The organism is Alkalispirochaeta alkalica DSM 8900, from assembly GCF_000373545.1.
GTDB classification, from domain to species: Bacteria; Spirochaetota; Spirochaetia; order DSM-27196; family Alkalispirochaetaceae; genus Alkalispirochaeta; species Alkalispirochaeta alkalica.
The window spans coordinates 149,484-167,557 of the sequence record NZ_KB891691.1 but is presented as its reverse complement, the minus strand read 5'-3'; the positions used below and the strand labels follow the sequence as shown (position 1 = coordinate 167,557).

Below are 18,074 nucleotides of genomic sequence, written 5' to 3'. Positions count from 1 at the left end.
CGCACCCCGGCTGACATTCCCCGGGGATACATCTTCCCTTGAGGAGAGCCCGGGAAGGATGTAGAGTATAGTCCGTGAGCAAGCAATCCCCGGCAACGTCGCCCTCCCCTTTCCCCGGGGAACCCTCGGGAACGATCTCTCCCGGCCTCCAGGTGATCCACGGAAATCTGCTGGAGGACCTGCGGGATCTTATGGTGCAGTGGATCAGCGAAAATCCCCTTCCGCCCCTGGAAGCGGAGACGATCCTGGTCCAGAGCAACGGCATCAGTCAGTGGCTGAAGTTTGCCCTGGCCGGGTCGGGGGTTGCCATGGGGCTGGAAATAACCCTGCCCGCCCGCCTTCAATGGCGACTCTACCGCTCCACGCCGGGGAACGAGGCGGTCCCCCTGGTCTCGCCCTACGACAAGGAGCTCCTGGTCTGGCGAATTCTGCGAATTCTCCCGGAACTGCTCCCGGACCCGGCCTTTGTGGAACTCCGGCGGTTCCTGGCCGACAGCAGTGATCTGGTNCGGCGCTACGAGCTGGCCCTGCGGATCGCCGATCTCCTNGACCAGTATCAGGTCTACCGCGCCGACTGGCTCTCGGCCTGGCAGGAAGGGCGCCTTGAGGGGCCCCCGGTCTTTCCCGAAGAGCACCACTGGCAGGCACGGCTCTGGCAGCGTCTCTGTCAGGACATGCCCCGGGAGCTCCAGGGCACAGACCGGGCAACCATTCACCAGCGTTGCACCACATACCTGGGGGAGTGCACGGAACGACCCCGGGGACTCCCTCCCCGGATCATCGCCTTCGGAATGAGCACCCTCACGGCCCCGGTCATCGAGATACTGCAGGCGGCGAGCCGTTTCAGCCAGGTCCTGCTCTTTGTCCACAACCCCTCGCGGTACCACTGGACAGAGATCGGAAGATCTCCGGGGGTGGCTACCCGGCAACGTCGCAGGGCCAGGCCCGGCGGGGAACTCCTTCGGGCAGACGATCTCCACTTTCACGGCCACCCCCTTTTGATCTCCTGGGGAATGCAGGGTCGCGATTACATCGCGCTCCTCGACTCCCTGGACGAAGCGGGACAGTCCGAGGTCTTCCGTTCACCCGGCGAGTCCTGCCTGCTTCACCAGCTTCAGGAGGACATCTTCGAACTCCGCTCCCTGGAAGAGACCCGGGAACGGTGGCAGGCCCCACCGGCCGGGGAAGACAGGTCTCTCACCTTCCACAGCGCCCACAGCGCCCTCAGGGAGGTGGAGATTCTCCACGACAATCTGCTGCAGGCCTTTCAGGAGGACCCGGATCTGGAGCCCCGCGACGTGATGGTCATGGTTCCCGATATCAGCCGGTACGCCCNGAACTCCGTAAAGGAGACGGTCCCCCTCGCCGCAGCAGCAGCCAGGGAGCGCGAGATAACCCGTTTGAGCACCTCCCGCGAAGCGGGGACGAGCAGAAGCACCCCCCCAAGGTCGGTGAGGATTCCCGGCGTGAGCAGGACGATCCCGGCCACAAGAATACAGAGGCCGTCCACCATCTCCGATGCGGGAGACTCCCCCCGGGCAGCCTTCTGGCGAATTTTCTGGAGCACCGAAAAGCCCTGGGATCGGGCAAGGCGGGCCCCCACGATACCCGTGATGATTACCAGGGCTATCGTGGGAAGGCCTCCGATAGCGGTCCCGAGGCGAATCAACAGATAGAGCTCCACCACGGGCAGGACCGTAAAGAGCAGCAACAACCGGATAAACATATCTCGTTTCCCTCCTGGGGTTCAGAGGATTCAGAGGATTCAGACCCCTCCCGGGATTCAGGATACCAGACCGGTGAGGCAGCTCCAACCCCCGCAGGGCCCACCGCACCCCGGCTGACATTCCCCGGGGATACATCTTCCCTTGAGGAGAGCCCGGGAAGGATGTAGAGTATAGTCCGTGAGCAAGCAATCCCCGGCAACGTCGCCCTCCCCTTTCCCCGGGGAACCCTCGGGAACGATCTCTCCCGGCCTCCAGGTGATCCACGGAAATCTGCTGGAGGACCTGCGGGATCTTATGGTGCAGTGGATCAGCGAAAATCCCCTTCCGCCCCTGGAAGCGGAGACGATCCTGGTCCAGAGCAACGGCATCAGTCAGTGGCTGAAGTTTGCCCTGGCCGGGTCGGGGGTTGCCATGGGGCTGGAAATAACCCTGCCCGCCCGCCTTCAATGGCGACTCTACCGCTCCACGCCGGGGAACGAGGCGGTCCCCCTGGTCTCGCCCTACGACAAGGAGCTCCTGGTCTGGCGAATTCTGCGAATTCTCCCGGAACTGCTCCCGGACCCGGCCTTTGTGGAACTCCGGCGGTTCCTGGCCGACAGCAGTGATCTGGTNCGGCGCTACGAGCTGGCCCTGCGGATCGCCGATCTCCTNGACCAGTATCAGGTCTACCGCGCCGACTGGCTCTCGGCCTGGCAGGAAGGGCGCCTTGAGGGGCCCCCGGTCTTTCCCGAAGAGCACCACTGGCAGGCACGGCTCTGGCAGCGTCTCTGTCAGGACATGCCCCGGGAGCTCCAGGGCACAGACCGGGCAACCATTCACCAGCGTTGCACCACATACCTGGGGGAGTGCACGGAACGACCCCGGGGACTCCCTCCCCGGATCATCGCCTTCGGAATGAGCACCCTCACGGCCCCGGTCATCGAGATACTGCAGGCGGCGAGCCGTTTCAGCCAGGTCCTGCTCTTTGTCCACAACCCCTCGCGGTACCACTGGACAGAGATCGGAAGATCTCCGGGGGTGGCTACCCGGCAACGTCGCAGGGCCAGGCCCGGCGGGGAACTCCTTCGGGCAGACGATCTCCACTTTCACGGCCACCCCCTTTTGATCTCCTGGGGAATGCAGGGTCGCGATTACATCGCGCTCCTCGACTCCCTGGACGAAGCGGGACAGTCCGAGGTCTTCCGTTCACCCGGCGAGTCCTGCCTGCTTCACCAGCTTCAGGAGGACATCTTCGAACTCCGCTCCCTGGAAGAGACCCGGGAACGGTGGCAGGCCCCACCGGCCGGGGAAGACAGGTCTCTCACCTTCCACAGCGCCCACAGCGCCCTCAGGGAGGTGGAGATTCTCCACGACAATCTGCTGCAGGCCTTTCAGGAGGACCCGGATCTGGAGCCCCGCGACGTGATGGTCATGGTTCCCGATATCAGCCGGTACGCCCCCCTGGTGTCGGCTGTTTTCGGACAACACCCCCGGGAGGACCTGCGGAGGATCCCCTACACTATCTCGGACCAGACCCTGCGCGATACCGATCCCGTGGTGAGCGCNCTGGANACNCTGCTGGACACGGCTTCCTCCAGGGCAACCCTGGAAGAGATCCTGGGGCTCCTGGAAACGCCCTCCCTGAGGGAAGCCTTCGGCNTGGCCGAGGAGGATCTCCCCATTCTGGCCCGGTGGTCCTGCGAGGCGGGAATCCGCTGGGGAATCGACGGTGCNCACCGGGAGGAGTTCGACATTCCCCACCGGGTGGAACAAAATACCTGGCGTTTCGGGTTGCGACGGATGCTTCTGGGCTACGCCACGGGGGACCGTTCGCTCTGGAAGGAGATCGCCGGGTTCGAGGGAGCAGNGGGGCTTCAGGCCGAGGCCCTGGGAAAACTGGCGCGNCTGGTGGAGCGGCTGGACCGGCTCAGACGGGATATCGCGACCCTCCGCCCTCCCGGAGAATGGGAAGCGCTTCTGCGGGAGTCGCTGGATATCTTTTTCCTCCCGTGCCAGACCGGGGAAGAGGAAACCCTGGAAGCCCTGCGGCGGGCGCTGCACCTCTGGGAGGAGGCCTGCCGACAGGGAGACTTCCAGGAGGAGATCCCCCTCGCCGTGGTCCGTCAGGGGTGGATGGAACGTCTGGACCCGCCGGGACTGACACAACGCTTTTTTGCGGGGGCTGTAAACTTCGCCACCCTCATGCCCATGCGGGCGATCCCCTTCAAGATGATCTGCCTTCTGGGGATGAACGACAGGGATTATCCCCGCCAGCAGCAAACCCTGGGGTTCGATCTGATGCAGATCCGGAGCAACAGCCGCACCGGGGACCGCTCACGCCGGGAGGACGACCGCTATCTNTTTTTGGAGGCCCTGCTCTCGGCCCGAAAAGCGCTTTACATCAGCTGGGAGGGGCGCAGCATCCAGGACAACAGTCTGCGATCTCCCTCGATTCTGGTGAGCCGCCTGGCGGATCATCTGGATCGNGGATGGCGNAGTCCCTCCGGCAGGAGCNTCTCCGAGACCCTCACCAGGGAGTATCCCCTGCAGCCCTTCAGCGAGACCTACCGGAACCCGGCTTCGGATCATTTTACCTACGCCCGGGAATGGTGGATCCCCCCCCGGGAGACCTCCCCCGACGGGTCGCTGCAACTCGCTTCCGGGGAGACTCGCCCCCCCTCGCTGAAACAGCTCGAGCAGCTCCTCCGTCTGCCCTGTCAGGTCTACTTCAGCGAAGCCCTGGAGGTGTATTCATCGGGGAAAGAGGCGGCGGATCCCCCCCTGGAAGAACCCTTCGCTGCCGAGGANCTGGAGTATTGGTTCCTGCAGGAGGAACTGCTTGAGGAGATTCTTCTGGCGCCGGAGAAGCCCCTGGAGGAGCAGATTCACCGGCTGGTCTGCGCCGGAAAGACACCGGTTCCGCCCTTCCACCGCTCCCTGGAGGAACGCTGTCTCGCCGAGAGCGGTGACATGATCTCCCGGTACTACCAGGAGCTGCCCCCGGGAAGGACCTCAGAGGGGTCCCTGGACAAATCGGCAGAGCACGGAGGCCCCCTCCCGGGAAGCCTTCGCGCCCAAATCAGCTCCCCCGGGGGCGAGCTGCTCCTGGAAGAGGAGATCTTTCCCGTCTTTCGTCCGGCCGAGGGTCCCGGAAAGCGCCTGATCCTGACCCCCACGCGCCTGACGAACCCCAAGGGGAAAGAATCGGACAGACTCCGAAGAGAGAAACTGCTCTCTTACTGGCCCGCGCACCTGGCAGCCAACGCCTCGGGCCAGGCCATGACCACCACCGTGGTGGGGCTTCATACCACAATAACGCTGNCCCCTCTGCCTCCCGGGGAGGCCCGCAGCTATCTCGACGATCTCTTCCGGCTCTGGCACGAGGCAAGCACGCACCCGCTCCCGGCGACCCCCTCCCTGGCCTTCGCCTGGTTCCTCGAGGGAACCTGCGACAGCCAGGGCCTTCCCCTGTGGGATGAAACACTGTGCAGGACGATGACCCAGCGTCGGGCAAAGAGCCTGGCAGAAGAACTCGACCGCCATCCCCGCCTGGGNCGGATCTGGCCCTCCTGGCAGGATATATGGAACGACCCGGGCTTCCCCGATGCGGCCCGTCGNCTCTATTTNCCCCTCTACCGCCATACCTCCTCCCGGCCTCCCGCAGAGTCAGGCGCGGGGGGTGCGGGGAAGAGCGCCCCCACGAGGAAGAAGCCCCGATGAAACCGGAACAACTCAACCCCCTGACTTTTCCCCTGAAAGGGAGCCGCCTGATCGAGGCCGGTGCGGGCACGGGAAAGACCTACACCATCGCCCAGCTCTATACCCGGCTTGTTCTGGGCCACGGCACATCAGAGACCTCCTTCGGGCGCCCCCTGACNCCGCCGGAGATCCTGGTGGTGACCTTTACCGAGGCAGCNACCATGGAACTGCGCCACAGAATCAGATCGCGCCTCGTCGAGGCTGGCCAGCTCTTCCGGGAATCCCCGGGTGAGGAGGCCCCCGTCCAGGACCCCCTGCTGAGGGAACTGCGCGACTCGATCCCCCCGGAGGAGCACCACCTGGCAGCCCAACTTCTGGAAGACGCTGCCGAAGAGATGGACCAGGCCGCGATCTTCACGATCCACGGCTGGTGTCAGCGCACGCTGAAACAGAACGCCTTCGAGAGCGGCATCGCCTTTCATCTGGAGCTGACCCCCGACCCGAAGGACCTCTGGTCCCAGGCGGTGCGGGACTACTGGCGGGCCACCTTCTACGGCATCACCCCCGAGGAGGCAGGAGCTCTGGAAGAACTCTTCGCGACCCCCGATCATCTGGAATCGGCCATGGCCCCCTTCAAGGGAATCATCTCTGGCACGATCTGCTTCGAGGGCCTCCCCCTGGGTGCACCCCGCCCCCCCGCAGAAACCCTGCAGACGATCGTGGAGACGCGCAGGGAACGCCNCCGGGCAGCCACAGAAATTCAGCACTCCTGGCGGGATCAGGAGGAAGAGATCACGGANCAACTTCTGAAGATCAGGGAGGGGCTCAACAAGAACTCTTTCAGGGAAGCCAGAGCCCCGGCCTCCTTCGCCGAGGCTCTGGAGGAATGCAGCCGCTGGGCNCGGGAGGGCGATCCCGCAGCCCCGCCGGCGTTCATGGAAAAACTGAAGCCGGGGAAGCTGAAACTGAACAAAGGATGGAGCCTTCCCGAGGATTCCCCCCTCACGGCCCTGGGCGAGGGGCTGGAATACCTGGAGCAGCAGAATCAGCGGGACCACCGCCTGGAGAAGGCCCACCTGATCCTTCACGCCCTGGAAGAGACCCGGTGCCGCTACGCCCGAATGAAGGACCAACNATCCCTCCTGGATTTTGACGACATGGTGCTCCACCTTGCCCGGGCCCTGGAACCACAGCGGGAGGGCGCAGACCTGCTGGCCTCGCGAATCGCCGAGGCCTTTCCCGTAGCTCTGGTGGACGAGTTCCAGGACACCGACCAGGCTCAATACCACATCTTTGACCGGATATACCGGGTCGCCGAAAACCGCCAGGACCGGGGGATTTTTTTGATCGGCGATCCCAAGCAGGCGATCTACCGATTCCGGGGGGCCGACATCTTTACCTATCTGGTGGCCCGGCGCGCCACGGCGGGCCGCCATTACGCCCTCACCACAAACTACCGGTCCCGAACCCCCATGGTCGAAGCCGTGAACAGGATCTTTCTCGCGGCAGACCGACACCCCCGGGGAGCCTTCCTCTTCGGCTCCGGCGAGGAAGGAGAGATACCCTTTCTGCCTGCCCGGCCACGGCCCGACCGCCCACCCCGGGACGAACCTCTTTTTCTGGCTGAGGGGGTGGAGGTCCCGGCACTCACCCTCTGGACCTTCGAGACCGACGATGAGGAGGTGCCCCCGGGAACCACAGCTTTCCGTGCCACCCTGGCCCGTCTCGGAGCAGAACGCATCTCACGGTGGCTCTCGCGGGACCCCGAGGGAGCTCCCCGGGGAATTATCCGGGAAGGAGGCCAGGANCGCCCCCTCTCCCCCTCGGACCTGGCTGTGCTGGTGCGGTCCTGTACCGAGGCCCAGGCCATTCAGGAGGAGCTGCGAAACCGGGGCATCCCCTCGGTGTACCTCTCGGAACGGGGATCGCTCTTCCAGACCCCCGAGGCGGTGGATCTCCTCACCTGGCTCCGCGCCCTGGCCTCACCGGAGGAGGAANGCCTGGTCCGGGAGGCCCTGGCAACATCGTCCATGGCCATTCCCCTGGAAGAGCTGGAACGATCGGCCAGGGACGATCTGCTTCGGCAGGGCGACACCGACAGGTTCGCAGCCTGCAACGAACTCTGGCAGCGGGAAGGAGTGCTCCCGGCGATCCGGAAACTGATCCAGGACTACGGCGTAGCAGCCCGCCAGAGCACCGCCCCCCAGGGTGAACGGGTCCTGACCAACCTTCTCCACGGTGCAGAGTGGCTTCACCAGATGAGCGCCACCGTCCACACCAGGCAGGAACTGATTCGTCTGCTGGCGCGAAAGATCGGTGATCCCGGGGACGAACAGATTCTCCGTCTCGAGAGTGATCAGGAATGCATCCGGGTCATCACCATCTTCAAGGCCAAGGGGCTGGAATACAACCTGGTAATAGCACCCTTCCTGAGCCTCCCCCGTCCCTGGGTGAAGGCCCCCCCGAAGGACAGCATTTCTCCCCTGGTCTGGCACAACCAGAATCATACCGCCCTGGTCGAACTATCGCAGAACCACCAGGAAGCCCGGGACGCTCACACCCGGGAATCCCTGAGCGAGGAGATGCGCCTCCTCTATGTGGCGCTTACACGCTCGCGAATCGCCGCCTTTACCGCCCTGGCCCCCGTGGCATCGGGCAACAGCAAGACCCCGGGAAATCACGCCACAGCCGTGGGATATCTGCTCTCGGGAGAGGGCGAGCCCGAAAGTGCCCGCGCCATGAGGAAGGAGGTCACCGCCCTGGCCGAATCATCCCGGGAGATCGAACTGGTCTTTCTGGACCCCGAGGAACCCCACCAGGACGAGCCCCCCGGGGCGCAGGCCATACCATCGGAGACGCCCCCCCGCCTCAGGGATATCCCGCGACCCCGCCGCAGACCGGGAACACCCTGGTGGATCGCCAGTTATTCGGCCCTGCGCATTGCCCCGGCCGAGGATCTCCCCCGGGAACCGGAGATACCAGCCCAGGAGCTGGCCCGAGAAGAACCCCTTCTGGTGGCTTCCCGGACGACTCCCGTCGCGCCCCCGGGAAGCGCAGCCCTCCACACCTTCCCCGCCGGGGCCCGGGCCGGAACCCTCCTCCACGAGGCCCTGGAGGAGGCAGGAAAGGCGGGCTTTTCCCGGTGCCGGGAAACACTCCCGCCGGAACTGCAGGAGACCCTGGAAGACAAATGNCGCTCCCTGGGATGGGAGGAGTGGGCCCCCGCCCTGGTGGAATGGACCAGACAGATCGTGACGCTTCCCCTTCCCCTGCCCGAAAACCCTTCCCTGGCCGATCTCCAGACCTGCCANGCCGAACTGGAGTTCCTCTTTCCCGCACAACAGGTGGCCACGGAGAAGCTCGACGGCATTACAAGACGCCACATCCTCCCGGGCCGGGACCGCCCCCCCCTGGCGCCCCGCCTGGTCTCGGGGATGATGAAGGGCTTTATCGATCTGGTCTTTCACCATGNGGGCCGATACTACCTGGCAGACTGGAAGTCGAACCGTCTGGGCGACGGGAGCCAGAGCTATACCCGGGACGCCCTGGAAGCAGAGCTCTGCGAAAAACGCTACGACCTGCAGATGGCCCTCTACACCCTGGCGCTCCACCGGCATCTGCAGCAGCGACTGCCCCACTACCGATGCGAGGACCACCTGGGCGGCGCCGTCTATCTATTCCTGCGGGGGATCGAGGCGGAACCCCGGGGCGCATTCNTCTACCGCCCCGCGCCGGATCTTTTGGAGGAGCTGGACCGGCTCTTCCGGGGCCGCGAGCACAGCCCCAACACAGGAGGTGNACACCATGGGTGAGAAAGATCTCCTCCGGACTCTGGANCGGCTCGCAGCGTCGGGGCACATCCGTGAGATTGACCGCAGNTTTGTACGCTTTCTTCACGACGAGGCTCCCGGTTCAGACCCTCTGGTCCTGCTGGGCGCGCTCCTGGTGAGCTGCGCGAGCGCCGCTGGTCACAGCTGNCTCGANCTGGCCCGGGCAGCAGCNTCCCCGGAAGAGGCCCTGCTCCCCGGAAACAACGGGGAAGAACCGGTCCCCCCGGTGCTCCCAAAAAAGATAGACCTGGACGAGTGGATCGAAGCGCTCCGGCAGAGTCCCCTCACGGAACGGGACAGTACCGCTCCCCTGGTCTTTCTGGAAGACCCTGTACCCAGACTGGCACTCCGCCGCTTCTACCGGCAGGAACAGACAATTCTCCGNGGAATCGGGCAACGGGCCCATCCCCTGGAACTGGACCCCGCCCGGGTACGGCCCCACCTGGACGCACTTTTCCCGGAGAACACCACCCCCTGGCCGCGAATCGCAGCGGCCCTGGCAGCACGAAACCGCTTCTCCGTAATAACCGGCGGCCCGGGAACNGGCAAAACCACCACGGTCCTCTCGGTACTGGCCCTGCTCCACGCCCTGGAAGGTCCCCTGCGAATACGCCTGGCCGCCCCCACGGGGAAAGCCGCCGTACGGCTTCAGGAATCGATTCACTCCCGCCTTGAAGATATGGCCAGNNATGTGCGGGAAACCATCCCCCGGGAGGTAACCACCCTCCACAGGCTCCTCGAAATGGGTCGAAAGGGACGGTCCCCCTACAATTCACGGTCCCCCCTGCCCGCCGATCTGGTGGTGATAGACGAAGCCTCCATGGTCGACGTAGGCCTCATGGCAGCCCTCTTCGAGGCCCTGAACCCCGCCACACGGCTGATCCTGCTGGGCGACAAGGACCAGCTTGCCTCGGTAGAGGCCGGATCGGTCCTGGCTGACCTCTGTTCCCGGGCCGACGAAGGCTGCTACACCCCGGAAACAACAGCGTGGATTCAGGAGAGCACCGGCGTCCCCCTGCCCCGGGACTTCCAGAACAGCGGCGGGGCTCCCCTGGACCAACAAATCACCATGTTGCGCAGGAGCTTTCGGTTCTCATCCACCGGGGGAATCGGCCTCTACGCGACCTCGGTCAGGGAAGGCCGACTCCCCAGGGAAGATCGGGAACGTCCAGCCGGGGATGGAGCCTCCGGGGATAGCCCCCCCGGGAACGACGGGGCGGTTCAACGAATCACCCCCGGGAGCACCCGCGACGAGGAGTTTCGCCGCATCTGCCGCGAATCGGGGAGATACCTCACAGAGATGAGTGAGACCAGGCCCGACGAAGAAGCACCGCGCGAAGCCTGGGAAGAATGGGCACTGTCGATCCTGGAGGCGCGGGGACGATACCAGATACTCTGTGCCCTCCGGCGGGGCCCCTGGGGGGTCGAGCTGATCAACCAGTGCGTGGAGGAAGAACTGATCGGGGCAGGGCTCGTCNCGGCANAACAGACCTGGTACCCCGGCATGCCCCTGATGGTCACGCGCAACGACTACCGGCTGCAACTCATGAACGGAGACATCGGCCTGGTCCTGGATCTACCCGGAGCGCTTCGGGCGGTCTTTCCCGGCGATGAACCGGGAACGCTCCGCTGGGTTCTGCCCTCACGNCTGCAGGAGACGGAAAAAGCCTTCGCCATGACGGTACATAAATCGCAGGGCTCGGAGTTCGACCACACCGTGCTGGTCCTGCCCGATACCCCGGGGGAGATCCTTACCAGGGAACTGGTATACACCGGCATCACCAGGGCAAAAAAGGCCCTCACCCTGGTAGAACCTGCCCCCGGNATTCTTTCCCGGGCCGTGGAGCGNCGGGTNCTGCGTCAGGGCGGGCTCGCAGACCTTCTGCACCGGGTCTGACCCTGACCGCAGGAGCCCTCCGGGGCTACACCAGATCCAGAGCGCGCCGGTAGGCCCGGGAGAAATCGAGGCCGGTCTCGACCTCGGGATTCACCAGCTGGAATCCCGCATACGTCCAGGCCAGCANTTCCTGACCCGTAAACTCCGTACCGGGAATCGCNGGAAGCGTATACCGGCGGGAGGNATCCCGGGGATTAAACCCGGCTGATCCGATCTCGGCCATCTCCAGGGTAATACGCTTGATCTGGTCCTGCGAGAGCGCCCCGAAATACCGCAGGGCTGCCGTCAGGGACTCTACCAGGAGAGCATCCTCCTCCTGATCCTCCTGGGAGGATTCATCCCGGGAAGGAAGCTCCCCCACTATCACAGGAGGATGGCCCGGGAGAAATCCCCCNCCCTCGGGCGAAGCCGGATCGGGAGCTGTCTCGAAGAANGGATCCAGATGAAGCCCCTTTGCCCAGGAGTGCACCAGATCCCATTCCACACCGGCCGNCCCCTGAACCTGATCCCGAAGATCACGCAANAATTCCCGGGCCTGCGCCTTTCGGGGACGGGACGCCCCGAAATCGGCCACATGATCGAAGGCAGCCTGATCTGCCCCGAGCTCCCGGGCGCGCTCCACCAGAGCCAGCGCCATAACCAGAGCCAGCACCATCGTCGCCTGGGCCACGAAGGGGGGAACATTGCTGTCCTCCTGGAGGGCGCGAACAAAGGGAACACTCTGGCGTACCAGCCCNTCCATCCCCTGGAGCTGCAGCTCCTCGAAACCGGGAAAACGCCGGGCCAGGGAAAACTCCACCAGAAGATGCAGGGGGGTCCCCAAAAGGTTATTGATGAGACCGTTAAACCAGCCCTCCACAATGGGAGCGATCCGGGCATCGGGTACACCGGCCTGGCGCATGGCGGAGATCTTGGCAGAACAGGAATCCTGAAAGCGGTTGTAAAACCGCTGATCCCGCCGAAGCATCTTCTGCGNACCTGCCCTGCGAGCCCGCAGAACCCGCTCGAAGGTACCCAACTGGGTTGCGATACCGTGCAAAGCCACCCCGTCGCGGGCAGCGTGATAGATCACGGGAGGACGCCCCGCTGCGGTATGCAGGACNGCNGGAAGTGGCAAGTCCTCCCTGTGGGTGATAACTATGGTTTGCTGCGCTTCCCGGGCAAGCTCGTTGGCAAAGGGAAGAACCAGCGACTCAAAGGACGATTCAAATTCAGCTTCTGTCATGGCGGGTTCCGATTGTACCAGAGATCTCTGTAAAGTTCCAATAATCTTTTTTTCTGAGCCGTCCCTGAATTTCTTCAATATTTAAAATTATGGCGATAAAGACGTTGCGGGATCGGCGGGGCGATACTATTATTTCGGCATGACCGTGGAGATCCGCATTCTTCCCCGGGGAGATCTGGCAGTGACCGCTCCCTACGACCAGCGCGTGATAACCGCCCTTCGCCGAGTCCCCGGGAGGCGGTGGGTTCCCGATGAGCAGGTCTGGCTGATTCCAGGCACAGAGCGACACAGCGCTCAACTCCTGGAAGAACTCCTGACGACAAAGCTCTTCACCCTCCCGAAGGAACCCCATAACTCGCAGAGGGTCCCCCCACAGCAAATCCCGGCACCAGCGCACCCTGAACAGGNAAAAAAACATGCACTGATGACGCGTTGCCGGGAGATCATGAAAGCCCGCCATTACAGCCCCCGCACCGAAGAGACCTATCTGCAATGGATCGAGCGATTTCTTGCCTTCCAGAAAGACACGCCCCTGGATGCAGCAGGCCCTCCCCGGATGAATGCCTTTCTGACCCACCTGGCCGTCCATANNAAGGTAAGCGCCTCCACCCAGAACCAGGCCTTGTCGGCCCTGCTCTTCCTCTTCCGAAACGTCCTTAATCAGGAAATACCCGATCTGGGGAGCGTGGTTCGCGCCCAGAAACCGCAACGCCTTCCCGTTGTGATGAGCAGGAACGAGGTGATGACGGTGCTCTCCCTCCTCTCGGGAGATATGTGGCTCCTGGCATCGCTCATGTACGGAACGGGGCTCCGTCTCTCAGAAGCGATCGGGCTGCGGGTTCAGGACATCGACCCGTCACGCCTGGAGATCCTGGTTCGCAACGGCAAGGGAGCAAANGACCGTGTAACAATGCTCCCCGAATCCCTGGTGCCACCGCTGAAAAAACAGATCACTGTGGTTGAAACTCTTCACAAACGGGATCTGGAAGCGGGCTGGGGACGAGTTCCCCTTCCCAACGCTCTGGAACGAAAGTATCCTGCCGCGAACAAGGATATCTGCTGGCAATGGGTCTTTCCCCAGCGCAGACGCTGGCGCAATGCCTCCACGGGAGAGGAAGGAAGGCATCATCTGGATCCTTCGCTCGTGCAGAGAGCGGTCAAACAGGCTGTCATGGCATCGGGGCTCAGAAAACGGATCTCCTGCCACACCTTCCGCCACTCCTTTGCAACTCACCTCCTGGAAAACGGATACGATATCCGAACGGTCCAGGAACTTCTGGGACACAGCGACGTAAAAACCACCATGATTTACACCCACGTGTTGAACAAAGGGCCTTCGGGGGTTCGAAGTCCCCTGGATGGCCTGGGTCAACGGGGGCCAGGATGTTTATAGGTATCCGCATAATATCCCGCCTCCAATGTCGGGATTCTCCCTATCATCTGTCTTTGGGGAGGTTTAACCTCCCCCCTTTCGGGGACTTCCNCCGACATATTCGGATGATTTTGCAGTGCCCAACCCATTATCCCGGACCAGTCCAGTTGTTGTTAGCTTGACCCTTCGGGCAGAAAAAAAGATGAATGATATATCTTACACAAAAAGCGGTGAATGCAGAAAAATTTTATCAGAAATCATTGGTGTGAATAGAGATTGTTTTTCCCCACCTAAATCTTTGTATAAATATAGCAAGATCAGCAAAAGATTGGTAGAAAACATAATAAATGGAAAAATATCTTTATCAAACCCAAGCAAGTTTAATGATGTGTACGACTCATTCTTACAAGCAGAAACGATATCAAAACTTAGATTTGAAATTTTATCTGTCAGAGACATGTTATTATCAGCAGACAACAGTTTAAATAAAAGCCTTATGAAAAGAATAAGCAAAATAGATAATCACCGAGCGGAAAAGATGATGAAGGGATTAAGAATTACATGCTTTAGCACAAGAGAAAATGATATAAAAATGTGGGGTCACTATGGAGGTAGCAACAAAGGAATCTGTATTGAATATGACTTAGAATCAAATAATATTTTTGATGGATTACTATTTCCTGTAATATACAAGAATAAACCAATAAATGTAAGCAAATTGTGTGATGAAGGCAAAATATTGCAAGCACTTCTCGCATGTGCAATTGTCAAAAATAGAATATGGAAATACGAAAGCGAATGGCGTATCATAATACCTATCGCTAAGTCAAATGCACCTGATTATATCGATATAATAAATGCCCCTAAAATAAAAAGAATAATTTTAGGAAAAAATTATCAATACAAAAAAATGACAAATTTCGAAGAAAAGGAATCGGCTAAAAAGCTCTATCAGTTTGTAAAGGAAAATGGTATCACTATTTATAAATGCACGTCACTTATGCATACTTTTGATATTGGGATTGACCAAGTAGATGGTGATGAAATTTTAAGCTAACAACAGCTTCAACCGGACAACGCCTTCTGTCACGGTTTGTGCACCTCGCTTCGCTCGCTTATGCACAAACCGCGCCACCCCGCTCTGCGGGCCAGGCATTGCCGGTTAAGCAAATGTTAGGCCGACGGGGGCATCTTGGCCTCCCGAGAGACGGCACTCGTTAATTGGAAAGCGGCACCATCCAGGGATTGTCCTGTTCAAGTGCGATTGGCGAAGGCAATCTGGTAGGCGAAAGAATCTTTTCTGCTGGAAAAATCGATNTATTCGGCGGATAATAGACCCGGATCAATTTCATTGGATCTGGAAAAGAGGATTTCTTTTCAGAAATGCAGAACCATAAAGGATCGAGGCGGTGCCTGATGTCCACTGGTGTTCGTTGATGCTATCGGAGATCACGGACGGTCTAACAACAGCTTCAACCGGACAANGCCTTCTGTCACGGTTTGTGCACCTCGCTCCGCTCGCTTATGCACAAACCGCGCCACCTCGCCCTGCGGGCCAGGCATTGCCGGTTAAGCACGTGTTATGTGGATAAAAAGAGGATAGAATGAATATTAGTGATTCTGTAAAATTAGCATTATTAAATATAATGAAAGAAGGTATTACGGATGTTGAAGTATTTACACGTCCTTTTGAACTCGATTATTTAAAAGATAAAAGCACATTTGATTTTATCCGACAGCTTGCCGTAGAGCGAATCACAAAAGCTATATATATAATTAAAAATGGAAAATCTCCATTTAAAGCATTGAAAGAACTTAAACTTCATAACTGTAAAAGTATATTGGTACCCAAGAAATCATTGTTTGACTTTAGAAAATGTGGATATATCGATCCAGTAGATGAAGTTATATATTTAGCTTTATGCATTATGATCTCAAATAAAATTGAGACATCGAGGATACATAAAAAATCAAATATTGTTTATTCATATAGGCTAAAGCCAAATTTAATAAATATGAATAAACCATTCTATCTTTTTGACTTAAATTCGAATTATACAAAATTTAGAAATGATACTCTGAAAAAAGCAAAAAATAAAAATATTAGAGTTATAATTAATTGTGATATTGGAAACTTTTATGATAGATTAAATCTACATAGATTAGAAAACACCTTACTTGCAGTTAAAGATATTGATATTTCTGTAGTTAAATTATTAAATGAATTATTGTTGTATTGGTCAAATCGAGATTCTTATGGACTTCCTGTTGGATCGAATGGAAGTCGAATTTTGGCAGAAGCAAGCTTGATTGATGTTGATAAATATCTATTGAAGAAAAAAATTGATTTTGCAAGATATGTTGATGATTATAGACTTTTTGCTAAAGATGCAAAACAAGCACATATTTGGCTATCGATATTGGTTGAAAGACTTAATCGTGAAGGTTTATTTTTAAATACGAGTAAAACTTCAATTATTGAATCAAATAAAGTAATAAGAACAACTCATATTAGAGAACAAGAAAAAGATGAAGATCAAGAAATGAAGAAAAATGATCTACCACAAATTATTCGAGGTTACTCAGGTCTGATTCCAACAAAGTTTCGCAAATTAAGCAATAGAGAAATTGAAAATTTAAGGAAAGAGAATATTGAATCAATTAAGGAAAAAATTGATATTGATTTAATAGATCCAAAAGATTTGTTGCGATTTTTGAGAATTATAGTTGCGAACGAAAAATGGAAAGAATTAGCAGAAGCAAGCACAATACTAAAAAGATTTCCGCAATTTATACCCTATTACTTGGACTGTATAATTAAGAATAAAGAAAAATTAATTGATTTTAAAGATGATATCATTCCCAATTGTATTGAAATCAGTAATGATGAAAACACATTAGAATATTTAAGAATATATATAGTTCGATTCCTTTCTTCAGAAGGCTTCATTTCGAAAGATACAGTTGTTAACAATTATCATCAACTTAAGCGTAGTGAAGGAGTCTATTTAGGCCGTGCAGTTCTAGAATGCCTTAATGATATCATTGAAAGAGATGATTTATTAGAAATTAAGAATGGCTTTCATCGTGCAGATCCATTCGAGAAAAGACAAATTCTTAATTTATTAAAAAATAACTTTAATAGTAATGAATTTAGTGCATTTTATAAGAATATCTCATTAAATGAAGAAGATCCATGGTATGAAATAATATCAAAACAATGAAAACAACATAACAATCGCATGCAACTGACAAAATCTTTGTCACACATTTTGCTTGCGCAAAATATGCGCCAACCCTTCGGGACGATTTTGCAGCTGATACGGATGTTAGAAGGACCCTACGGGCGCGGAAATAAGGAACTCAATGGTGTCAACGAAATGAGTCATCAAAAAATCATTCGATACAGCGAAAGCAATCATCAGAGTGCATGTTATGATATGCATGGGGTTGTTTATGATTCTTAGATTAACTGCAAAGTCATTAAAAAAGATAAGAACAACTGAGATAGATCATGAGGAAAATCAGGAAAAAGAAAAGCAGCTTGACGAATGATACGTAAATACTTCACCCTCAGCAGAAAAAGGCTTTTCATAATTAATGAATCGAAAAATCTTTATTCAAAGATTGTGCCGTCGGCAGGATCTTCAAACAGAAAGGCGTTTGAAGTGATGATAAAGAATGCGTTTCAAGAAATTGAAAATGATCATGATCTTGGTAAAGATAAGCTCTCAGAAGAAGATATGCTAATTTGCAAGACAAATAACCGATCAATATTGGGCTCTCAAACTGATTTAATCAGAATGGCAAAAGGAATTTACTATTATCATTTTGAAGATGCGGATCTATCGAAAATCAATGAGACACCGATGTCGTATACAGGTTCGTTTCCAAATAAAGATATCATGGAAGAAATCAGGAAAAGAAAATGCTTCTAACAACAGCTTCAACCGGACAACGCCTTCTGTCACGGTTTGTGCACCTCGCTTCGCTCGCTTATGCACAAACCGCGCCACCCCGCTCTGCGGGCCAGGCATTGCCGGTTAAGCACGTGTTAGCCAGACGCCTTCGGCGCGCGAAGAAAAGAATTGATGATAGTATCAAATGATGCTATCATGGTGCCTATGAAACCTCCGTATGAGATCACCAACAGAATATTACTTCTATACGGCCAAATTACTGAATCTCTCGGTCTCTGCAAAAGCCTCCTCTTAGTCAAACCAGAAGCACGATTGAGGAGGCAAAATAGGATAAAGACAATTCATTCGTCGTTAGCGATTGAAGGTAATACTCTGGGCATAGAGCATGTGACGGCATTGATCGAAAATGAAAGGGTAGTTGGTCC

8 protein-coding genes and 2 pseudogenes are annotated in these 18,074 nt (G+C 57.0%); 9 read left to right on the top strand and 1 reads right to left on the bottom strand.

Annotated features, from left to right (window positions below):
* Positions 1-74 precede the first annotated feature (74 nt).
* Positions 75-1,121 (top strand): annotated as a pseudogene (locus tag B071_RS19935) (exodeoxyribonuclease V subunit gamma); the annotation flags it as partial.
* A 146-nt stretch (positions 1,122-1,267) separates the two neighbouring features.
* On the opposite strand, the gene B071_RS20220 reads toward B071_RS19935, so the two are convergent.
* Complete coding sequence (locus B071_RS20220; protein WP_169336282.1) at positions 1,268-1,726, bottom strand: FxsA family protein; 459 nt, start codon at positions 1,724-1,726, stop codon at positions 1,268-1,270.
* 178 nt (positions 1,727-1,904) lie between these two features.
* On the opposite strand from B071_RS20220, the gene recC reads away from it, so the two are divergent.
* The 8 genes and pseudogenes from recC to B071_RS19930 form a co-directional block, all read left to right on the top strand.
* Complete coding sequence (recC, locus tag B071_RS18060; RefSeq protein WP_018525177.1) at positions 1,905-5,426, top strand: exodeoxyribonuclease V subunit gamma; 3,522 nt, start codon at positions 1,905-1,907, stop codon at positions 5,424-5,426.
* Positions 5,423-9,217 carry an exodeoxyribonuclease V subunit beta gene (recB, locus tag B071_RS0100680; protein ID WP_018525176.1) on the top strand — a complete coding sequence of 1,265 codons (3,795 nt, stop codon included), beginning with the start codon at positions 5,423-5,425 and terminating at the stop codon, positions 9,215-9,217. The genes recC and recB overlap by 4 nt, the downstream gene beginning before the upstream one ends.
* Positions 9,210-11,132 carry an exodeoxyribonuclease V subunit alpha gene (gene recD, locus B071_RS15055; protein WP_157702955.1) on the top strand — a complete coding sequence of 641 codons (1,923 nt, stop codon included), beginning with the start codon at positions 9,210-9,212 and terminating at the stop codon, positions 11,130-11,132. Before recB ends, recD begins: the two co-directional genes overlap by 8 nt.
* A gap of 1,364 nt (positions 11,133-12,496) precedes the next feature.
* Positions 12,497-13,750 (top strand): integron integrase, encoded by a 1,254-nt coding sequence (locus B071_RS0100665; protein WP_018525173.1) that lies wholly within the window; start codon positions 12,497-12,499, stop codon positions 13,748-13,750.
* A gap of 115 nt (positions 13,751-13,865) precedes the next feature.
* Complete coding sequence (locus tag B071_RS18815; RefSeq protein WP_169336278.1) at positions 13,866-14,786, top strand: DUF2971 domain-containing protein; 921 nt, start codon at positions 13,866-13,868, stop codon at positions 14,784-14,786.
* A 547-nt stretch (positions 14,787-15,333) separates the two neighbouring features.
* Positions 15,334-16,953 (top strand): RNA-directed DNA polymerase, encoded by a 1,620-nt coding sequence (locus B071_RS18810; RefSeq protein ID WP_083914243.1) that lies wholly within the window; start codon positions 15,334-15,336, stop codon positions 16,951-16,953.
* 327 nt (positions 16,954-17,280) lie between these two features.
* Complete coding sequence (locus B071_RS0100655) at positions 17,281-17,667, top strand: DUF6933 domain-containing protein (protein ID WP_018525171.1); 387 nt, start codon at positions 17,281-17,283, stop codon at positions 17,665-17,667.
* A gap of 153 nt (positions 17,668-17,820) precedes the next feature.
* Positions 17,821-18,074, top strand: a pseudogene (locus tag B071_RS19930) (hypothetical protein); the annotation flags it as partial.

What these genes read in the sequence shown, in the direction of transcription:
- B071_RS18810 (WP_083914243.1), top strand. Translation starts at nt 15,334, where the DNA reads ATGAATATTAGTGATTCTGTAAAATTAGCATTATTAAATATAATGAAA.
- B071_RS0100655 (WP_018525171.1), top strand. Translation starts at nt 17,281, where the DNA reads ATGATACGTAAATACTTCACCCTCAGCAGAAAAAGGCTTTTCATAATT.